This is a genomic window from Shinella granuli (genome assembly GCF_004341885.1).
Taxonomy (GTDB): domain Bacteria; phylum Pseudomonadota; class Alphaproteobacteria; order Rhizobiales; family Rhizobiaceae; genus Shinella; species Shinella granuli.
The window spans coordinates 139,704-158,754 of the sequence record NZ_SLVX01000002.1; the positions used below are offsets into that span (position 1 = coordinate 139,704).

General features: G+C 68.0%; 15 protein-coding genes. All 15 read left to right on the top strand.

The features are described 5' to 3' along the window. Positions 1-53 precede the first annotated feature (53 nt). The 15 genes from EV665_RS03905 (at position 54) to EV665_RS03975 (ending at position 18,984) form a co-directional block, all read left to right on the top strand. On the top strand, positions 54-530 hold the full coding sequence (locus EV665_RS03905) for an NlpC/P60 family protein (protein WP_064329511.1): 477 nt from the start codon (positions 54-56) through the stop codon (positions 528-530). A 3-nt stretch (positions 531-533) separates the two neighbouring features. Beyond that, a complete protein-coding gene (locus tag EV665_RS03910; RefSeq protein WP_133033168.1) occupies positions 534-4,379 on the top strand; it encodes a baseplate multidomain protein megatron in 3,846 nt (1,281 codons plus the stop codon). Between the two features lie 14 nt (positions 4,380-4,393). Then, the gene (locus tag EV665_RS03915; protein WP_064329513.1) at positions 4,394-4,603 is read left to right on the top strand and encodes a hypothetical protein; all 210 of its coding nucleotides are present in this window, start codon (positions 4,394-4,396) and stop codon (positions 4,601-4,603) included. 92 nt (positions 4,604-4,695) lie between these two features. After that, complete coding sequence (locus tag EV665_RS03920) at positions 4,696-4,947, top strand: hypothetical protein (protein ID WP_064329514.1); 252 nt, start codon at positions 4,696-4,698, stop codon at positions 4,945-4,947. A gap of 48 nt (positions 4,948-4,995) precedes the next feature. Beyond that, on the top strand, positions 4,996-5,667 hold the full coding sequence (locus tag EV665_RS03925; protein ID WP_133033169.1) for a response regulator transcription factor: 672 nt from the start codon (positions 4,996-4,998) through the stop codon (positions 5,665-5,667). Next, positions 5,657-7,075: an ATP-binding protein gene (locus EV665_RS03930; RefSeq protein WP_064329516.1), complete on the top strand. Its 1,419-nt coding sequence runs from the start codon at positions 5,657-5,659 to the stop codon at positions 7,073-7,075. The genes EV665_RS03925 and EV665_RS03930 overlap by 11 nt, the downstream gene beginning before the upstream one ends. A 267-nt stretch (positions 7,076-7,342) precedes the next feature. After that, positions 7,343-7,774, top strand: coding sequence for a hypothetical protein (locus EV665_RS03935; protein ID WP_133033170.1), 432 nt, complete (start codon positions 7,343-7,345; stop codon positions 7,772-7,774). A 183-nt stretch (positions 7,775-7,957) separates the two neighbouring features. After that, positions 7,958-9,097, top strand: a complete 1,140-nt coding sequence (gene ccmI / locus EV665_RS03940) for a c-type cytochrome biogenesis protein CcmI (protein ID WP_133033171.1) — start codon at positions 7,958-7,960, stop codon at positions 9,095-9,097. Beyond that, entirely contained in the window at positions 9,094-9,543 is a 450-nt protein-coding gene (ccmE, locus tag EV665_RS03945) for a cytochrome c maturation protein CcmE (RefSeq protein WP_064329519.1), read from the top strand. Before ccmI ends, ccmE begins: the two co-directional genes overlap by 4 nt. Next, positions 9,540-11,525: a heme lyase CcmF/NrfE family subunit gene (locus tag EV665_RS03950; RefSeq protein ID WP_133033172.1), complete on the top strand. Its 1,986-nt coding sequence runs from the start codon at positions 9,540-9,542 to the stop codon at positions 11,523-11,525. Before ccmE ends, EV665_RS03950 begins: the two co-directional genes overlap by 4 nt. Beyond that, positions 11,522-11,974 carry a cytochrome c-type biogenesis protein gene (locus EV665_RS03955; protein ID WP_064329521.1) on the top strand — a complete coding sequence of 151 codons (453 nt, stop codon included), beginning with the start codon at positions 11,522-11,524 and terminating at the stop codon, positions 11,972-11,974. Before EV665_RS03950 ends, EV665_RS03955 begins: the two co-directional genes overlap by 4 nt. Before the next feature lie 205 nt (positions 11,975-12,179). Further along, on the top strand, positions 12,180-13,754 hold the full coding sequence (locus EV665_RS03960) for a Do family serine endopeptidase (protein ID WP_133033173.1): 1,575 nt from the start codon (positions 12,180-12,182) through the stop codon (positions 13,752-13,754). A 114-nt stretch (positions 13,755-13,868) separates the two neighbouring features. Continuing rightward, a complete protein-coding gene (locus tag EV665_RS03965) occupies positions 13,869-14,552 on the top strand; it encodes a response regulator transcription factor (protein WP_064329523.1) in 684 nt (227 codons plus the stop codon). A gap of 13 nt (positions 14,553-14,565) precedes the next feature. Beyond that, on the top strand, positions 14,566-15,981 hold the full coding sequence (locus EV665_RS03970; RefSeq protein WP_133033425.1) for a sensor histidine kinase: 1,416 nt from the start codon (positions 14,566-14,568) through the stop codon (positions 15,979-15,981). 51 nt (positions 15,982-16,032) lie between these two features. Beyond that, a complete protein-coding gene (locus EV665_RS03975) occupies positions 16,033-18,984 on the top strand; it encodes a bifunctional [glutamine synthetase] adenylyltransferase/[glutamine synthetase]-adenylyl-L-tyrosine phosphorylase (protein WP_133033174.1) in 2,952 nt (983 codons plus the stop codon). Positions 18,985-19,051 lie beyond the last annotated feature (67 nt).

Consider the following 19,051-nt stretch of genomic DNA (forward strand, 5'->3'; position numbering starts at 1 on the left):
GCAAGCGGGGAGAAGGGATTTGCCGCCACGGTTTCCCGCATGGCATTGCCGCGGTGGAAGAAGACGGTTCGGCATATTCCCATGACGGGCCGGGACAGGATACCGGCGGTCGCGTCGTCGCGATCGCCCGCAGCTTCATCGGCACGCCCTACCGGCATCAGGGTGCGCTGAAGGGCGTCGGTTGCGATTGCCTCGGGCTGGTACGCGGGGTCTGGCGGGAGCTCTATGGGGCGGAGCCGGAGGTGCCGGGGGCCTATGCGCCCGACTGGGCGGAGCGGGCGGGGGAGGAGCGGCTGCTGGCGGCGGCGGCGCGGCATTGCGGGGCGGCGCTGCCGGTCTCGGCGCTTCGGCCGGGCGATATCCTCATATTTCGCTGGCGGGCGGGGGTGGCGGCGAAACATGCCGGCATCGCGGCGCCCGATGCGCATTTCATCCATGCCTATGAGCAGGCGGCGGTGATCGAATCGCCGCTCGTGCCCGCATGGCGGCGGCGGATCGCCGGCGTCTTCCGTTTTCCGGAGATTTCCTGAGCCATGGCGACACTTCTCTTCCAGGCGGCGGGCGCGACGCTCGGCGGCCTCTTCGGGCCGTTCGGCGCCATGCTCGGCCGGGCCGTCGGGGCGCTGGCGGGCTCGGCGGTCGACCGCTCGCTGTTGGGCGGCATGACGAGGATTCCCGGCGCGCGGCTCAATGACGGGCGCGTGCCGGGCGCGGAGGAAGGCACGGCGATGAGCCGCGTCTACGGCACGGCGCGCGTCGGCGGCACGCTGATCTGGGCGACGCGCTTCGAGGAGGACGTCTCCGTCGAGCGCGCCGGCGGCAAGGCGAGCGGGCCGCGGGTCGAGACCTTCAGCTATTTCGCCAACTTCGCCGTCGGCGTGTGCGAAGGGCCGATCGCCGGCATCCGGCGCGTCTTCGCGGACGGGCGGGAGATCGACCTGACCGGCATCGAGATGCGCGTTCATCGCGGCACCGCGAACCAGGCGCCCGATCCGCTGATCCTCGCCAAGCAGGGGGCCGGCAACGCGCCGGCCTATCGCGGGCTTGCCTATGTCGTCTTCGAACGGCTGCCGCTCGACACGTTCGGCAACCGCATCCCCATCCTGCAGTTCGAGGTGCTGAAGCCGGTCGGCTCGCTGGAGGGCAAGGTGCGGGCGGTGACGGTCATTCCGGGCTCGAGCGAACATGGCTACGACCCCGAGCTGGTGACGGAGAAGATCGCCGCCGGCAAGGCGCGCAACATGAACCGCAACACGCTCGTCGCGGCGACGGACTGGGTGGCCTCGATCGACGAATTGCAGGCGCTGTGCCCCGGCCTCGAACGGGTGGGGCTGGTGGTCGCCTGGTTCGGCACGGACCTGAGGGCCGGTGAGTGCCGCATCCTGCCGGGGGTGGAGGTGCCCGCCCGGCAGGAGGAGAGCAAGCCCTGGAGGGTTTCCGGCATCGCGCGCGAGGACGCCTATGTGGTAAGCCGCGTCGAGGGCCGGCCGGCCTATGGCGGCACGCCCTCGGATGCGAGCGTGATCGCGGCCATCCGCGACCTGAAGGCGCGCGGGATCGAGGTCTATCTCTACCCGTTCCTGATGATGGACGTGCCGGTCGACAACGCGCTGCCCGATCCCTATGGCGACACGCGGCAGGCGCCCTATCCCTGGCGCGGGCGCATCATCTGCCACCCGCCGTCCGCCGACGGGACCGCTTCGGCGCGCAGCCAGGTGAACGCCTTTGTCGGCGCGGCCGGGGCGGGGAGTTTTTCCGTTTCGGGCGAGGAGGTCACCGGCCCCGCCGGCGACGAGGGGTTCCGGCGGCTGATCCTGCATTACGCGCTGCTGGCGGCGGCGGCGGGCGGGGTGGACGGGTTCCTGATCGGCTCGGAAATGCGCGGGCTGACCTGGCTGCGCGACGGGAGCGGGGCCTTTCCCTTCGTCGAGGCGCTTGCCGCGCTTGCCGGCGACGTGCGGGCGATCCTCGGGCCGGGCACGAAGATCACCTACGGGGCCGACTGGAGCGAATATTTCGGCTACCAGCCGCCGGGCGGCAGCGGCGAGGTGCGCTATCATCTCGACCCGCTCTGGGCGTCCCCGGCGATCGATGCGGTGGGCATCGACAATTACATGCCGCTCTCCGACTGGCAGAATGCCGATACGCTGGCCGGCAATCCGGATGGATTTCGCCATTCCGAGGACATGGCGGCCATGCGCGCCATGATCACCGGCGGCGAGGGGTTCGACTGGCATTATCCCGACGCGGCGGCGCGGGCGGCGCGCGAACGCGTGCCCATCACCGACGGCATGGCGGGGAAACCGTGGGTGTTCCGCTACAAGGACCTCGCGAACTGGTGGGGCAATCGCCACCATGAGCGCGGGCCGGGCGGGGCGGAGCTTTCGGGCCACACCGCCTGGGTGCCGCGCTCCAAGCCGATCTGGTTCACCGAACTCGGCTGCCCGGCGGTCGACAAGGGGGCGAACCAGCCGAACGTCTTCGTCGATCCGAAAAGCGCGGAGAACGCGCTGCCCTATCATTCCGGCGGGGCGCGCAACGACGCGGTGCAGCGGCGCTTCCTCGACGCGCACCACGGCTGGTGGCAGGGCAGCGGGCCGGAGGCCGGCATGGTCGATCCGGGCCATGTCTTCCTCTGGACCTGGGATGCGCGGCCCTATCCGGCCTTTCCCGAGGATACCGCGCTCTGGTCGGACGGGCTCAACTGGCAGCGCGGGCACTGGCTGAACGCGCGGCTCGGGGCCGGAACGGTGGCGGATGTCATCGCGGCGATCCTGAAGGATCACGGGTTTTTCGATTTCGACGTCTCGGGCGTGGCCGGCGATCTCTCCGGTTTCGTGCAGGCGGACCAGACCTCGGCGCGCGCGCTGATCGAGCCGCTGATGGAAGCGTTCCAGCTCGATGCGCTGGAGGCGAACGGCAGGCTGGTCTTCCGCTCGCGGCTGAAATCCGCGCTGCCGCCGGCGGAGATCGGCCTTCTTGCCGAACGGCCGGAGGAGGCGCTGTTCGAGGAGAGCCGCGGGCATGTCAGCGATTTCGCGGGCGAGGCGATCCTCGACCATTTCGACGATTCGGGCACCTATTCGCGCGTGACGGCGCGCTCGCGCCGCATGACGGGAGAGAACGACCGCGTGCTGCGGCTGGCGCTGCCGGCGGTGCTGCATGCGGGGGCGGCCGCGGCGAGCGTCGAGACGGCGCTGCGCGACCAGCGGGCGGGGCAGCGGCGGCTCACCTTCCGCCTGCCGCCGACCGCGATGGGCGTGACGCCGGGCGACATCGTGCGGCTGGCCGGCGGGCCGGAGGGACGCTTCCTCGTCACCGGCATCACCGACGGGCTGGTGCGCGAGGTGGAGGCGCGGGCGATCGCGGCCGGGGAAAGCCCGGCGCCCCTGCTCCTGGACGGCCGCGGCCGGCCGGTGAGCGGGGCGGGGCCGGGGGCGGGCGATGCCTTTGCGCCGGATGTCGTCTTCCTCGACCTGCCGGTTCCCGGCTCGGGCGGGGCGCAGGATTTTGCCCGCATCGCGGCCTATGCGCAGCCCTGGCGATCGATGATCGTGTCGAGTTCCGAGGGCAGCGAAGGCTATCGCAGCCGCGTGCGGCTCGACCGGCCGGCGCGGATCGGCACGCTGGTCGAGCCGCTGGCGGCGGGCGTCGTCGGGCGGTTCGATCCGGGGCGGGCGATCGTGCTCGACCTGCCGTTCGGCGGGCTTTCCACGGTGGACACGCTTGCCATGCTGAACGGCGCCAACCGGCTTGCGGTCAGGGCCGGCAACGGGGCCTGGGAAATCGTCGGCTTTGCCGGGGCGAGCGAGATCGCGCCGGGGCGCTGGCGGCTCACCCGGCTGCTGCGTGCCCTGCACGGCACCGAGGACGCCATGGCGTCCGGCCATGCGGCCGGGGCGCGGGCGGTGGTGCTTGATGATGCCGTGCTGCCGCTCGGGCTCGACGTGGAGGAGGTGGGGCGGCCGTCGAACTGGCTCGTCGAGCCGGTGGGCATGACGCCCGGACAGGCGGGGCCTTTCGCCTTTGCCGGCGGCGAGCGGGCGCTGACGCCCTTGGCGCCGGTGCATCTGCGCGGCCGGCGGGGTCTCGACGGCGTCGTGCGGCTGTCGTGGGTCCGGCGCGGGCGGATCGATTCGGACAGTTGGCTGGCTGCCGAGATCCCGCTCGACGAGCCGGTGGAGGCCTATCGCCTCGATATCCTCTCGGGCGAAACGGCGGTGCGCAGCGTCGAGACCGCGGCGCCGGCCTTCACCTATCCGGCGGCCCAGGAGCTTGCCGATTTCGGCGCGCCGCAGGTGGCGCTCTCCATCCGTGTGCGCCAGCTCGGCCGGGCCATTCCGCTCGGCCTGCCGGCGCGGGCGACGATCATTCTCTGAAGGAAGGAAAGACCATGAACGACGACGCAAAAGCCTGGTATCTGTCGCGCACCGTCTGGGGCGCGCTGGTCGCGATCCTCGCCTCGCTCGCCCATGCGGCGGGCGTCGAGGTGACCGCCGGGGACGAGGGGGAACTGGCCGATCTCCTCGTGGCGGCGGTGGGCACGCTGGGCGGGTTCGTCGCGCTTTACGGGCGGATTTGCGCGCGCCGGCGCGTGCGGTGAGGCGACTTGACGATCCACAGGGCATTCATTTGCCATTCAGCGTGGATCGTTTATTGCTTGCATCACACTGATCCGCACCTGAAAGTACATTCATGGCCTCGCCACTTCTCATAACCGCGCTTGCGGCCAGCCTGATCCTGCCGGTGCCCGTCGAGACGGGCACGGCGCGGGACGTCGTCGCGGTCGCGGGCGATTGCAGCGACGCGGCTGCGCAGGTGGTCGCCCAGACGGGGGGCGAACTGCTCTCGGCGCAGCCGAAGGGCGATACCTGCGTGGTGACGGTGCTCGTGCCCGGCAAGGGCAATGCCCGGCCGCGCAAGGTGACCGTGCGCGTGCCGATGTAGGGCCGCCGGGCCTTTCGTGATGGAACGAGAGAGATAGGAAGAGGGCGAATGCGCATCCTGGTGGTCGAGGACGATGTCAACCTGAGCCGGCAGCTCAGCGAGGCCTTGAAGGAATCAGGCTATGTGGTGGACCAGGCCTTCGATGGCGAGGAAGGCCACTATCTCGGCGACACCGAGCCCTATGACGCCATCATCCTCGATATCGGCCTGCCGGAAATGGACGGCATCACCGTCCTCGAAAAGTGGCGTGCCGACGGCAAGACGACGCCCGTCCTCATCCTCACCGCCCGCGACCGCTGGAGCGACAAGGTGGCCGGCATCGACGCCGGCGCCGACGACTATGTCGCAAAACCCTTCCATATCGAGGAGGTGCTGGCGCGCATCCGGGCGCTGATCCGCCGCGCGGCGGGCCATGCGAGCCCCGACATCGTCTGCGGGCCGGTGCGGCTCGACACGAAGGGCTCCAAGGCGACGGTCAACGGCGAGACGCTGAAGCTGACCTCGCATGAATACCGGCTGCTCTCCTACCTCATGCACCATATGGGCGAGGTGGTGTCGCGCACCGAACTGGTCGAACATATGTACGACCAGGATTTCGACCGCGATTCCAACACGATCGAGGTTTTCGTCGGGCGCCTGCGCAAGAAGATCGGCGTCGACCTGATCGAGACCGTGCGCGGCCTCGGCTACCGGATGCAAGCCCCCGCCAATGGCAAATAACGCCAGGCGCTCCCGCTCGCTCACCTTCCGCGTTCTTCTTCTCGCCTCGCTCTGGGCGGCGGTCGCACTCATCGTCATCGCCGTCGTCATCTCGACGCTCTATCGCCAGAGCGCGGAGAAGAGCTTTCGCGATCTCCTGCGCGCGCAGCTCTACAACGTCATCAACTCCGTTTCGGCGGACGAGGAGACGCGGCTGACCGGTACGCCGCAGCTCGGGGACCTGCGCTTCTTCCAGCCGCAATCGGGCTGGTACTGGGTGGTCGAGCCGATCGGCGGGGCGCTGGCGAGCGAGACGCTGACCTCGTCCTCGCTCGGAACGGGGAGCATTCCGATCCCCGATACCGACAGCATTCCCTTCGACACGCGTTACGAGCGCTTCTACACGACCATCGATTCCTTCGGCAACGAGGTGGAGGTGGGCGAGACGGAAGTGGTGCTCGACGACGAGGGGCGCACGGCGCGTTTCCGCGTCGTCGGCAACCGCGACGTGCTGGAGGGCGATATCGACGATTTTTCCGGCAGCCTCTATCTTGCGCTGGCCGGCTTCGGTGTCGGCAGCCTGCTTCTCAACGCGGCGGCGATCCTCATCGGCCTGAAGCCGCTCGACCGGGCGCGCAAGGCGCTGGAGAAGATCCGCGCGGGGGAGAGCGAGCAGCTCGACGGCGATTTTCCGAGGGAAATCCTGCCTTTGGCGAGCGAGGTGAATGCGCTGATCGACAGCAACCGGCGCATCGTCGAGCGGGCGCGCATGCAGGTCGGCAACCTTGCGCACTCCCTGAAGACGCCGATCGCGGTTCTCCTCAACGAATCGCGGCTGCTCGCCGCCCCGCAGGGCGATCTCGTGCGCACGCAGGCCGAGGCCATGCAGAGCCAGGTGCAATCCTATCTCAACCGCGCCCGCATCGCCGCCCAGCGCGAATCCGTGCTGGCGCGCACCGAGGCACAGGCCGTGCTGGAGCGGCTTGTGCGCGTCATGCGGCGGCTCAATGCGGAACGGCAGTTTCCGCTGACGGTCGATCCGCCGGGGCTGGTTCTGGCGATGGAGCAGCAGGACGTCGAGGAGACCGTCGGCAACCTCCTGGAAAACGCCGCACGTTACGCCCGCACGACGGTGGCCGTGCGCGCCTTGATGGCGCCGGCCGAGGTGCGCGGCAACGACGATGCGCGCAGGAACTGGATCGTCATCGAGGTGGAGGACGACGGGCCGGGGCTGGAGCCGGACGAGATCCGCGAGGCGATGAAGCGCGGCAAGCGGCTCGATGAAAGCAAGCCGGGCACCGGGCTCGGCCTTTCCATCGTCAGCGAGATCGCCTCGGAATACCAGGGAACCTTCGCGCTTTCGCGCGGGCCGCGCGGCGGGCTTCTGGCACGGCTCGTGCTTCCGGCCGTCACAAAGGATGTTGCCTGAGACCGCGGACAATGCAACAAGGAAGGGGCTCGCGAATATGAGGATCGCGGGATGGATGAAGTGCTGGCTGGGCGTATCGCCTCCGGGACGAGTCCGGCAGGAGCGCGAGGCGGCTTTGCAGCCGCAGTCGCGTGGAAACGAAAGCGAGAGCAGTTCCAGCAAACCTGCGAAGCGGTTTTGCGCCCGGAATTGCGGCAGAACAAAAGGTCAGAGCGTTTTCGCCCACGGGTGAAGGCGCTCTCTCATGAAGAGAGACGGTCCCAGCGGATGAAGACGGGTTTGCGCGGCGCCTTTTTCCCCCTCCTTCTGGCAACAGCGACGGTTTCGGGATGCACGACCACGTCGGGCGGCGTAGCCGGGGCCGCCGGCGCGGCCGTTGCGACCGGAGCGGGCGTCTATATCACAGCGCTGCAGGGCGGGCTCGTCAGCCGCAATGCCGGCGGCGCGCAGCTTTCCAAGGCGGACATGCAGCGGGCGCTGGAAGCCGAATACCGTGCGCTGGAAGCCGCGCCCGGCGGCCAGCCCGTCGTCTGGCAGGGCAAGGGCGTCAGCGGATCGGTGGTCGCGGCCGCGCCCTATCAGGTCGGCTCGCAGAACTGCCGGCAGTACAGCCACACCCTGACCGTGGGCGGCTGGGACACCGCGACGCGCGGGGCGGCCTGCCGCAATGCGGACGGGGCCTGGGCGCCGCTGTCGTAGCCTTTTCCGGTGGCGTGAGGTCACCGGAAAGAGGAAGGCGTTTCGTTTTTTACCGGCGCCGCTTCGGCTGGACATGCGTTAGCGCAAGCCTGGTCGTCGACGGTTGCGGCGAAACGCCTCAAATTCACGTCATCGTTCCCTGGGGAATTGGAAACGTTCGCGCGTTCCAGTATTTGAACGGTCATGTTTTTCTGGATTCTCGTCGCCATCCTGACGGCCGCCGTGGCCGCCGTTCTGCTTCTTCCCCTGCTGCGCCGCCCTGCGGCGGCGGCGGATGACGCCGGTCACGACGTCGAGGTCTACCGCGACCAGCTCGAAGAGTTGAAGCGCGACGAGGCGAGCGGCCTCATCGGCGCGAACGAGGCCGAGCTTGCCCGGGCGGAGGTCGCACGCCGGCTGATCGCGGCCAGCAAGGCCGAGGCGAAGGGCGGGGCGAGCCCGGCCGGGCGCCGCAACCGGCTGGCGCAGGTCTTCGTGATCGTGCTGCTGCCCACCATCGGCCTCTGTCTTTACGTGGCGACCGGCCGGCCGGATCTTCCGGCCCAGCCGCTCGCAGAGCGCCTTGCCAATCCCGGCAACGACATCTCCATCCTCATCGCCAAGGCGGAGAACCATCTCGCGCGCAATCCGGACGACGGCGCGGGTTGGGACCTCCTGGCGCCGATCTACTATCGCAGCGGCCGGGTGGAGGATGCGGCGAACGCCTTCTCCCAGGCGATCCGCCTGCTCGGGCCGACGCCGGAACGGCTGGACGGCTATGCGGAAACGCTGATCGCCCAGTCGAACGGCATCGTGACCGCCGAGGCGCGCGCCCGGCTGGAACAGTCGCTGACGCTGAAGGCGGACAATCCGCGCGCCGAATACTACCTGGCGCTGGCGCTGGAGCAGGAGGGCAAGCGCGCCGAGGCGCGCGCGGCCTTCGAGGCCCTGGCGAAGCAAGCGCCGGCCGATGCGCCCTGGCTGCCGCTCGTCAACCGGCATATTGCCGGGCTTGCCGAGGGGCAGGGTGGTGAGGTCGCCGGTACGCTCGGCAATCCGACGGCGGAGGACATGGCGGCCGCCCAGGACATGTCGGCGGGCGACCGCCAGCAGATGATATCCGGCATGGTCGAGAGCCTTGCGGCGAAGCTTGAGGAAAACCCTGATAATATCGAAGGATGGATGCGCATCATCCGTTCCTATGTTGTGCTGGATCAAAGGCCGAAGGCAGAAGCTGCGCTACAGACGGCGCTGAAGACCTTCCCGGCGGACAGCGACAACGGCAAACAGCTTCTGGCGCTTGCCCGGGACCTATCGATTTCGGCTGAGGGCAGCGGACCATGACACGCAAGCAGAAACGTCTGGCAGTGATCGGCGGCGGCATTGCCTTCCTGGTGGCGGCGGTGCTGCTCGTCATGTTCGCCTTCAGCCAGTCGATCGCCTATTTCTACGTGCCGGGCGATCTTACCAAGGCCAATGTGCCGCCGGGAACGCGCATCCGCCTCGGCGGGCTCGTGGAGGCCGGCACGGTCAAGCGCGGCGAGGGCTCCACCATCACCTTCACGGTGACGGACACGCTTGCGACGGTGCCGGTGACCTATACCGGCATCCTGCCCGACCTCTTCCGCGAGGGGCAGGGCGTGGTGGCGGAAGGCGCCTTCGGCACGGACGGGCTGTTCCTGGCCGACACGGTGCTCGCCAAGCATGACGAGACCTACATGCCCAAGGACGTCGCGGATCGCCTGAAGGCGCAGGGCGTCGAACTTTCCGGCAAGGAAACGATCAAATGATCATCGAGCTCGGACACTATGCCCTCATCCTCGCGCTGGCGACCGTCATCGTCCAGTCGATCCTGCCGCTGGTCGGCACGATCCGGGGCGACCGCACGCTGATGGCCGTGGCGCCGGCCGCGGCGCTGGCCGGTTTCCTGCTCGTGCTCTTCTCCTTCTCGGTGCTGACCTTCGCCTATGTCGTCTCCGATTTCTCGGTCGGCAATGTCTGGGAGAACTCGCATTCGCTGAAGCCGATGATCTACAAGATCACCGGGGTCTGGGGGAACCATGAGGGCTCGATGCTGCTCTGGCTCCTCATCCTCGTCTTCTTCAGCGCGCTCGTCGCCACCTTCGGCGCCAACCTGCCGGAGCGGCTGCGCGCCAACGTGCTGGCCGTGCAGGGCTTCATCTCCACCGCCTTCGCGCTCTTCATCCTGCTCACCTCCAATCCGTTCCTGCGGCTCCAGCCGGCGCCGGCCGAGGGGCAGGACCTCAATCCCGTTCTGCAGGACATCGGCCTCGCCATCCATCCGCCGCTGCTCTATCTCGGTTATGTCGGCTTCTCCGTCAGCTTCTCCTTCGCCATCGCGGCGCTGATCGACGGGCGGATCGATGCGGCCTGGGCGCGCTGGGTGCGGCCGTGGACGCTGGCGGCCTGGAGCTTCCTCACCGCCGGCATCGCCATGGGCTCCTACTGGGCCTATTACGAACTCGGCTGGGGCGGCTGGTGGTTCTGGGACCCGGTGGAGAACGCCTCCTTCATTCCCTGGCTCGCCGGCACGGCGCTCCTGCATTCGGCGCTCGTCATGGAAAAGCGCGAGGCGCTGAAGATCTGGACGGTGCTGCTCGCGATCCTCACCTTCTCCATGTCGCTGCTCGGCACCTTCCTGGTGCGCTCCGGCGTGCTCACCTCGGTGCATGCGTTTGCCACCGATCCGACGCGCGGCGTCTTCATCCTCGCCATCCTGGTCTTCTTCATCGGCGGCGCGCTGTCGCTCTTCGCCTTCCGGGCGGCGACGCTGAAGGCCGGCGGGCTTTTCGCGCCGATCTCGCGCGAGGGCGCGCTCGTCCTCAACAATCTGATCCTGACGACGGCGGCCGCCACGGTGCTGACCGGCACGCTCTATCCGCTGGTGCTGGAAGCGCTGACGGGCGAGAAGATCTCCGTCGGCCCGCCCTTCTTCAACCTCACCTTCGGCCTCTTGATGCTGCCGCTGCTGCTGGCGGTGCCGTTCGGCCCGCTGCTCGCCTGGAAGCGGGGCGACGTGCTCGCCGCCGGCCAGCGCCTTTTTGCGGCGGCGGGCATCGGCCTCGTCTTCGCGGCGGTGGTTCTCTACATCCAGAACGGCGGGCCGGTGCTCGCCTATTTCGGCCTTGCCATCGGCTTCTACATGATCGCAGGCGCGATCACCGACCTGTGGCTGCGCGCCGGCATCGGCAAGGTGGCGCGCACTGTCGCCGTCCGCCGCTTCATCGGCCTGCCGGGCTCGGCCTTCGGCACGGCGCTCGCCCATATCGGCATCGGCGTGACGGTCATCGGCGTCATCGCGGTGACGGCGTTCGAGACCGAGCATGTCGTCGAGATGAAGCCCGGCATGCAGGTGGAGGCCGGCGGCTACACGCTGACCTTCGACGGCATGCGCCGCGGGCAGGGGCCGAACTATTCCGAGGAATCCGGCCATTTCACGGTGGCGCGGGGCGGCGTGATCGTCACCGACGTCTGGTCCTCCAAGCGGCTCTATTCCGCCCGCCGCATGCCGACGACGGAGGCGGGCATCCGCACCTTCGGGCTCAGCCAGCTCTACGTCTCGCTCGGCGATGCGATGGCCGACGGCGGCATCGTCGTGCGCGTCTGGTGGAAGCCGATGATCCTCTGTATCTGGATCGGCACGCTGATCATGATGGCGGGCGGCATCGTGTCGCTGTGCGACCGGCGGCTGCGCGTCGGGGCGCCGCAGAAGCTGCGCAAGGTCAAGCCCGCGCTGGAGGCGGCGGAATGATGCGCCGCCTGCTCCTCGCCTCGGCCTTCCTGATTGCCGCTTTTCCGGCCTTCGCGGTCAATCCGGACGAGGTGCTGGCCGATCCGGCGCTGGAGGCGCGGGCGCGGGCGTTGTCGGCCCAGCTACGCTGCATGGTCTGCCAGAACCAGTCGATCGACGATTCCAATGCCGAGCTTGCCCGCGACCTCAGGCTTCTCGTGCGCGAGCGGCTGAAGAACGGCGACAGCGACGAGGCGGTCATCGACTATGTCGTCTCGCGCTACGGCGAATTCGTGCTGCTGAACCCGCGCCTGCGCGGCGAGACGCTGCTCCTGTGGGGCGCGCCGATCGTGCTCTTCCTCGCGGGCGCGGCGGCGATGGTGCTCTTCGTGCGCAAGCGCGGCGGCAAGCCGACGGGAACGCCGCTTTCGGAGGCGGAGAAGGCCGAGCTGGAAAAGGCTCTGGAGTGAGGAATTAGGCAGTAGGCAGTAGGCAGTAGGGAAGAAGATATTTCTACTGCCTACTGCCTACTGCCTACTGCCTACTGCCTACTGCCTTCCTTCCCAACATTACCAAAAATTCATGCCGCGGATAGTGCGCTGTAATGTGCACGCGCCTATCTCTTGCTCATCGGCTGCCGCACGCAGCCATGAAGTGAGAGAAAAGGTGCAAAGAATGTCCAAGATTTCAGCATTCCGTCCGGGCCTCAAGACCGTCCTGAAGACGACCACCGTCGCCGGGCTTGCGGCCGTCATGCTTGCGACCGGCATTCCCGCGCGTGTCACCGAGAGTTTTGCAGAAGCCGTGTCGGTGCAGGGCCCGCAGGTCGCGAGCTTCGCCGACGTCGTGGAGGCCGTCTCGCCGGCCGTCGTTTCCGTTCGCGTCCAGTCCGATGTCAAGCCGGCCAATGACGAGAGCAATTTCAGCTTCAATTTCGGCGGCCGCGGCTTCGACGAGCTTCCCGACGATCATCCGCTGAAGCGCTTCTTCCGTGAGTTCGGCGGCCCCGACCAGTTCCGGGGCGACCGCGGGCCGGATCGCCGCTTCGGTGATCGCGGCGACCGCCGCGGCCGTGACCGCAAGCCGCATCTGCGCCCGACCTCGCAGGGCTCCGGCTTCTTCATCTCGGAAGACGGCTACATCGTCACCAACAACCACGTCGTCAATGACGGCAGTGCCTTCACGGTCGTGATGAACGACGGCACCGAGCTCGACGCCAAGCTCGTCGGCAAGGACAGCCGCACGGACCTCGCCGTGCTGAAGGTCGAGGAGAAGGACAAGCGCAAGTTCACCTATGTGAGCTTCGCCGATGACAGCCAGATCCGCGTCGGCGACTGGGTCGTGGCCGTCGGCAACCCGTTCGGCCTCGGCGGCACGGTGACGGCCGGCATCATCTCGGCCCGTGGCCGCGACATCGGCTCCGGCCCCTATGACGACTACCTGCAGGTGGACGCCGCCGTGAACCGCGGCAATTCCGGCGGCCCGACCTTCAACCTCAACGGCCAGGTCGTCGGCATCAACACCGCGATCTTCTCGCCGTCGGGCGGCAATGTCGGCATCGCCTTCGCGATTCCCGCTTCCGTCGCCAAGGGCGTCGTCGCCGACCTGATGAAGGACGGCAAGGTCGACCGCGGCTGGCTCGGCGTGCAGATCCAGCCGGTGAGCCGCGACATCGCCGATTCGCTCGGCCTTGCGGACGCCGCCGGTGCCCTCGTCGTCGAACCGCAGGCCGATTCGCCCGGTGCCAAGGCCGGCATCAAGAAGGGCGACGTGATCACGGCGCTCGATGGCGAGCCGATCAAGAATCCGCGTGACCTTGCCCGCCGCGTGGCCGATATCGCGCCCGGCAAGACGGTGGAGCTTTCGGTCTGGCGTGACGGCAAGTCCGAGACGATCCGCGTCGAGATCGGCACGCTTGCCGGCGAGCAGATCCAGGCCGCGGCCGGCACCGAGGAGGTGGAACCGGAAACCCCTGCCAGCGAGCAGGCGCTTGCCGATCTCGGCATCTCGGTCACGCCGGGCGACGACGGTCTGACGGTCTCCTCCGTCGATCCGGACTCCGACGCCAGCGACCGCGGCCTGAAGCAGGGCGACCGCATCACCTCGGTCAACAACCAGGCGGTCAAGTCCGCCGACGACGTGGTGAAGGTCATCAACAATGCCCGCAAGGACGGCCGCTCCAAGGCGCTGTTCCAGATCGAGACCAATGACGGCAGCCGCTTCCTGGCCCTGCCGATCGACCAGGGCTGAGCGGCTCCGTAATCCGCTTTTCGGCGCCGCGAAATCGCAAGGTTTCGCGGCGCTGCCATATCGGGACACGGCACTCTGGCCAAGTCCCGCCGAACATGCTGTAAGGTCCGCACGATGAAGATATTGATTGTGGAAGACGATCTGGAGGCGGCTGCCTATCTCTCGAAGGCCTTTCGCGAGGCGGGCATCGTGCTCGACCATGCGAGCGACGGCGAAAGCGGGCTCTTCCTCGCCACCGAGAACAGCTACGACGTCCTGGTCATCGACCGCATGCTGCCGCGTCGCGACGGCCTGTCGCTGATCTCGGAGCTGCGCCGCCGCAACATCCACACCCCCGTGCTCATCCTCTCCGCACTCGGCCAGGTCGACGACCGGGTGACGGGGCTTCGCGCCGGCGGCGACGACTACCTGCCGAAACCCTATGCCTTCAGCGAGCTGCTGGCGCGGGTGGAGGTGCTCGGGCGGCGCAAGGGCACGCCGGAGCAGGACATGGTCTACCGTGTCGGCGACCTAGAGCTCGACCGGCTGTCGCACACGGTCAAGCGCGCCGGCAAGGAGATCCTGCTCCAGCCGCGCGAGTTCCGCCTGCTCGAATACCTGATGAAGAATGCCGGCCAGGTGGTGACGCGCACCATGCTGCTGGAGAATGTCTGGGACTATCATTTCGACCCGCAGACCAATGTCATCGACGTCCATGTTTCGCGGCTGCGCTCGAAGATCGAGAAGGACTTCGACCAGCCGCTGCTGCGCACGGTGCGCGGCGCGGGATACATGATGAAGGACGAGGCGGCGGGCTGACCCCATGCATCGAATGCTCGGCAGGCTGACCGCCCTCTATCGCACGACCGCGGTGCGGCTTTCCGCCGTCTATCTGCTGCTGTTCGCCCTGTGCGCGGCCTTCCTCGTCTTCTACGTCTCCTCCATGTCGGAACGGCTGCTGCGCCAGCAGATGCGCGAGGCGGTGGCGCAGGAGGTCGAGCAGATCGAGCGCGTCTTCGAAGGCAACGGCATGAACGGCCTCCTGCGCACGCTGGAACGGCGCTCGCGCCAGCCGGGCGCCAATCTCTACATCATCGCAAGCCCGACGGGCGAGGTGCTGGCCGGCAACGTGGCGTCGCTGCAGCCGGGCGTGCTCGACACCGAAGGCTGGACGGAGACGCCATTCCGCTACCAGCGCTATCAGGAGGAGGCCCGCGGCAACAACCGCCCGATGGCCTATGCGCAGGTCATCGTGCTCACCAACGGCCTGCGCGTGCTCGTCGGCCGCGATCTCGGCGAGCCCGAGAATTTCCGTTATCTGGTGCGCCAGGCGCTGATGGTGGCGCTCGGCGTCATGGGCTTCGGGGCGCTCGCCATCTGGTATCTGATCGGGCGCAATGCGCTGAAGCGCATGGACCGCATGTCCGGCGCCAGCCAGCGCATCATGGCGGGCGACCTCTCGCAGCGCCTGCCGACCAGCGGTTCGGGCGACGAGTTCGACCGGCTGTCGGAATCGCTCAACACCATGCTCGGCCGCATCGAGAAGCTCGACGAGGGCCTGAAGCAGGTCTCCGACAATATCGCGCATGACCTGAAGACGCCGCTCACCCGGCTGCGCAACAAGGCGGAGGCGGCGCTTTCCGGCGGCGACCGGGCCGACTACCGCACGGCGCTGGAGGAGATGATCGGGGAATCCGACCAGCTCATCCGCACCTTCAACGCGCTCCTGATGATTTCCCGCGTCGAGGCGGGGCAGGCACCGGCCGAGATGAGCGCGATCGACATCAGCGGCATCGCCCAGGACGGCGCCGAGCTCTATGAGCCGGTGGCCGAGGACAGCGGCCTCAAGCTGGTGACCGACATTGCCGACGGCGTCGAGGTCAAGGGCAACCGCGAGCTCGTCGGCCAGGCGCTCGGCAACCTCATCGACAATGCCATCAAATATGCCGAGGGCAGCGGCGGCGAGCCGGAGATCCGCATTTCCCTGCAACGGCGGCAGGGCGATGTCGTGCTCTCGGTCGCCGACAGCGGCCCGGGCGTGCCCGACGACAAGCGCGAGGATGTGGTGAAGCGCTTCGTGCGGCTCGATGCCAGCCGTTCCAAGCCCGGCACGGGCCTCGGCCTTTCGCTGGCCGGCGCCGTCATGGAAATGCACCATGGTCGCCTGGAGCTCGATGCGACCCATCCGGAGCGGGAAAACAATCGGGGGCTGACGGTCAGGATGGTTTTCCCCGTCGCCGCGGACTGATACACCTTTTCGCGCCGGCCTTTCATCGGCCGGATGTGGTGAGGAGGCATCATGAGCGCAGCGGAAACGACGCGGTTTTCCGATCTTTCGGCGAGCCCCGTGCGGGCTCTCAGCCAGACCGAGGTCAAGTCGGTCCTGTCCGACCTCAAGGACTGGGGCAGGGACCACGCCGCCATCGCCCGGCTTATCGGCGAGGAGGGGCCGCTCAAGGATTTCATCGTCGCGACCCTGTCGCTCTCGCCCTATCTGCGCGACACGGCCCGCATCGATCCCGGCCTGCTCGCCCGCGCGCTCGAAGAGCCGATCCTTCCCGCCGTGCAGGCCGCCATCGACGGCGCCCGCAAGGCCTGGCGGGCGGAGGACGGCGAGGTGACGGAGGCCGTGCTGATGACCCGGCTGCGCCGCGCCAAGCGCGAGGTCGCCTTCTTCACCGCCCTTGCCGACCTTGCCCGCATCTTTGACGCGCGGCGCACCACGGCATTGTTGACGGATCTTGCCGAGGCGACCACCTCCGCCGCCATCGACCACCTGCTTTTATCGGCGCATGGGAGCGGCAAGCTGAAACTGCCCGACCCCGCGCGCCCGAGCGAGGGCTCCGGCCTCATCGTGCTCGGCATGGGCAAGCTGGGCGCGGCGGAGTTGAATTACTCCTCCGATATCGACCTCGTCGTCTTCTTCGACCCGATGGCCGGCATCGCCGTCGATCCGAGCGAGGCCGTCGAGACCTTTTCCCGCCTTGTCCGCCGGCTGATCCGCATCATGCAGGAGCGCACGGCGGACGGCTACGTCTTCCGCACGGACCTGCGCCTGCGGCCCGACCCCGGCGCGACGCCGCTCGCCATCTCGGTCGATTCGGCGATGCTCTATTACGAGGGCAGGGGACAGAACTGGGAGCGCGCCGCCTTCATCAAAGCAAAGCCCGTTGCCGGCGACCTCAGGGCCGGCGAAGCCTTCCTCAAGGACCTCACGCCCTTCGTCTTCCGCAAGTATCTCGACTATGCGGCCATCGCCGACATCCATTCGATCAAGCGGCAGATCCATGTGCACAAGGGCCATGGCGAGATCGCGGTGAAGGGCCACAATGTCAAGCTCGGCCGCGGCGGCATTCGCGAGATCGAGTTCTTCGTGCAGACCCAGCAGCTCATCGCCGGCGGACGCGTTCCGGCGCTGCGCCTGCGCGCCACCGAGCCGATGCTGGCGGAACTCGCCAGGGCGAGCTGGATCGACGCGGCGACGGCCGAGGAACTGACGCAGGCCTACTGGTTCCTGCGCGATGTCGAGCATCGCATCCAGATGGTGCGCGACGAGCAGACCCATGTGCTGCCGGAAACCGAGGCCGAACTGAAGCGCATCGCCTATATGCTGGGTTTTGCGGACACGGCGGCCTTTTCCGCCCGACTGGTCGAGGTGCTGAAGACCGTGGAGCGGCGCTATGCGGCGCTCTTCGAGCAGGAGGCGAAGCTCTCCTCGGAGACCGGCAATCTCGTCTTCACCGGCCAGAAGGACGATCCGGACACGCTGGAGACGCTGAAGCGCCTCGGCTTCGAGCGCCCCGCCGACATTTCCCGCACCATCCGCACCTGGCACTACGGCCGCTACCGCGCCACGCAGTCCGTCGAGGCGCGCGAGCGGCTGACGGAGCTGACGCCGGAGCTGCTGCGCGTCTTCGGCGAGAGCAAGCGGGCGGACGAAGCGCTGCTGCGCTTCGACAATTTCATCTCCGGCCTGCCGGCGGGCATCCAGCTCTTCTCGCTGCTCGGCAACAATCCGGCGCTGCTCTCCCTCATCGTCAACATCATGTCGTCGGCGCCGCGCCTTGCCGAGGTGATCGCGGCAAAGCCCCATGTCTTCGACGGCATGCTCGATCCGGGGCTTCTCGCCGAACTGCCGACCCGCGCCTATCTCTCCGAGCGCATCGACGGCTTCGTCTCCGGCGCGCGGCATTACGAGGAGATCCTCGATCGCCTGCGCATCATCGCCGCCGAACAGCGCTTCCTCATCGGCATCCGTCTTCTGACCGGCGCGATCACCGGAAAGCAGGCCGCCCGCGCCTTCACCCATGTCGCCGATCTCATCGTCCAGGCAGCCTTCAAGGCGGTGCTGGAGGAGGTCGAGGCGGCACATGGCAGGTTTCCCGGCGGGCGCATCGCGCTGGTCGGCATGGGCAAGCTCGGCAGTTTCGAGCTGACGGCGGGCTCGGACATCGACCTCATCCTGCTCTACGACCACGACGGCGACGCCTTCGAATCGGACGGCGCCAAGCCGCTCGACAACGTCAGGTATTTCACCCGCATCACGCAGCGCCTGATCGCGGCGCTCTCCGCCCCGACGGCCGAAGGCGTGCTCTACGAGGTCGACATGCGGCTTCGCCCTTCCGGCAACAAGGGGCCGGTCGCCACCCGCATCACCGCCTTCGCCAAGTACCAGGCGGAGGAGGCCTGGACCTGGGAGCACATGGCGCTGACCCGCGCCCGCGTGCTCTGCGGCGACGAGAGCCTGATGCGGCAGGCGGAGGAGATTTTCCGCGCGGTGCTCGCCCGCGCGCGCGATGCGGGCAAGATCGCCAGGGACGTGGTCGAGATGCGGACGCTGATTGACCAGGAAAAGCCGCCGAAGGACATCTGGGACCTGAAGCTGATTGCCGGCGGGCTGATCGACATCGAGTTCATCGCCCAGTTCCTCGCGCTGGTGGCACCCGCGCGGGGCGCCGCGCAGCCGGAAAAGGCGCTGCCGACGGGCGATGCGCTGGCCCTGCTCGGACAGAGCATGATGGACCCGAACGATCTCGACACGGTGCAGCGGGCGCTCACCCTCTATACGGAGATCTCCCAGATCGTGCGCCTCAGCGTCGATGGCGGCTTCGACCCGAAGGAGGCGCCCGCCGGTCTCCTCGACCTCGTCTGCCGCGCCGGCGACTGCCCGGACGTGCGCACGCTGGAGGCGGAGATACGGCGTGTCTCCAAGGCGGTGCGGAAGATCTTTCAGGGGGTGGTGAAAGGGTAAGCGCTACCTCCCTCTGCCCTGCCCGGCATTTCCGCCACAAGGACGGGGCAATCGTCTATGGAGTTCG